3 protein-coding genes are annotated in these 1,825 nt (G+C 50.2%); all 3 read left to right on the top strand.

Annotated features, from left to right (window positions below; translation table 11 throughout):
- On the top strand, window positions 1-251 hold a 251-nt coding region (locus tag JF818_RS15070), incomplete at its 5' end, for a hypothetical protein (RefSeq protein WP_198892838.1).
- Window positions 244-1,428, top strand: a complete 1,185-nt coding sequence (gene xseA / locus JF818_RS15065) for an exodeoxyribonuclease VII large subunit (protein ID WP_198892837.1) — start codon at window positions 244-246, stop codon at window positions 1,426-1,428. The genes JF818_RS15070 and xseA, both read left to right, overlap by 8 nt.
- Before the next feature lie 2 nt (window positions 1,429-1,430).
- Window positions 1,431-1,640, top strand: coding sequence for an exodeoxyribonuclease VII small subunit (gene xseB, locus JF818_RS15060; RefSeq protein WP_198892836.1), 210 nt, complete (start codon window positions 1,431-1,433; stop codon window positions 1,638-1,640).
- Window positions 1,641-1,825: the final 185 nt, after the last annotated feature.

Here is a 1,825-nt window from a genome sequence, read left to right as displayed (position 1 = left end):
CCCTTACCCCTAGTTTTATTGTAACAGCGGTGGCATTGGTCGTCATCCTCTCACTCAGCATTACGCGGTTTGAATCCTACATGGCACTTGAAAGCGCCATCGCAGGTTCCCTGATCGTAGCCTGGTTGCTTTCCCGTTTCTGGTATCTTCAGTTCTGGCTCTTCTTTGCTCTTTGGGCAATCCTTGCCTTCCTTGGCATTCTCAACCAAATGCACATGCTGTCCAGGAAAAAGGAAGCAGAGCATGCATGAACTGTTTCACACTGATTTGACGGTCAGTGAGCTGACAAGTCTGATCAAGCGGACACTCGAGGAAGGTTTCTACGGACTGAAGGTGACAGGAGAAATTTCCAACTTCCGCCCTTCATCAACCGGTCACTGGTTCTTCACTCTCAAGGATGCAAACTCCCAGATCAGCGCAGTTATGTTTAAGGGAAGTACCTGGAAGGTCGATTTCACCCCATCTGAAGGCGATAAGGTCACAGTAACCGGTAACCTGGATGTATATGGAGCACGGGGAACCTACCAGATCAAGTGTGAGAGCATGGAAAAAGCAGGACAGGGAGAGATACTTGCTCTGCTTCAGGCACGCAAGAGACTGTACGCAAGCAAGGGGTACTTCGATGAATCATTGAAAAAGCCCATCCCCAGTCAGCCTCATCGTGTAGGCGTGGTAACCAGTGCAACAGGGGCTGCCCTGCAGGATATTCTCAACGTACTGAACCGTCGTTCTCCGTCCTTGGATGTACTGGTACTTCCTGCAGTTGTACAGGGTGAGAGCAGTGCAGCTTCCATTGCAAACCGAATCATGCAGGCAAACAGCCTACTGCTCTGTGATGTCTTGATCGTTGGACGAGGAGGTGGTTCCCTGGAAGACCTGCTTCCCTTCAGCGAGGAAGTAGTCCTGGAGGCAATGCATGAATCAGAGATACCCATCATCAGTGCAGTAGGACATGAGATAGACTGGGCGCTCTCCGACTATGTTGCAGACCTGAGAGCACCTACCCCTTCTGCTGCAGCCGAGCTGGTAAGCCAGGGCTATCTCGATTTGCGGCAGAACCTGAAATCGCTGCAGGCAGAGATGCAGAAAGCCATGCAGTACCGCCTTACCCTTGCCACCCACCAACTGGGCAAGTTTGATGCGAGACAGATTCATGCAATCATAGATAACAGGGAGTACCTACTGGCCAATGCCAGCCAGAATCTCATCAATGCCGGCCAGCAGAAAGTTCGGGAAAACCAAGCGAGATATGAATCAGCGGCGAGAGAGTTGCAAGCCCTTTCTCCCCTTGCTATACTAGCGCGAGGCTATGCAGCGGTCCAAAGCGAGAGTGGAACGCTCATCAAAAGCAAGGAACAGGCAACAATAGGGGAAGTCGTACGTCTGACATTCGTTGATGGCAAGCGAACGGCACAGATAAAGGAGTAACCATGAGTTTTGAATCGGATGTCAAAAGAATCGAGGAGATAGCTCAGAAACTCAACCAGATGGAGACTTCTCTTGAGGAAAGTCTTTCCTTGTTTGAGGAAGGCATGCGCCTATCCAAGGCATTGGAGAAAACTCTCTCTGAAGCCAAACGCAAAGTAGAGGTCATTCTCTCAGAAGACCTTACGGAAGCGGAAACAACAGTACTCGAATAAAGGCAGACATATATGGCGAGCAAACAGAAGAAAATCATCTTCCTCATTCAGTGTGAGGATCGTAAGGGCATACTGAGCGCAACTTCAACCTGGTTCTACCAGCGTTCCTACAACATCCTGCATTGTCAGCAACATACCGACAACACCGAGGGGCGGTATTTCATGCGCATCGAACTGGATATGGC

Source organism: Sphaerochaeta sp. S2 (assembly GCF_016406725.1).
GTDB lineage: Bacteria > Spirochaetota > Spirochaetia > Sphaerochaetales > Sphaerochaetaceae > Sphaerochaeta.
The sequence above is the reverse complement of the archived record's forward strand: the minus strand, read 5'-3'. Positions and strand labels throughout refer to the sequence as shown.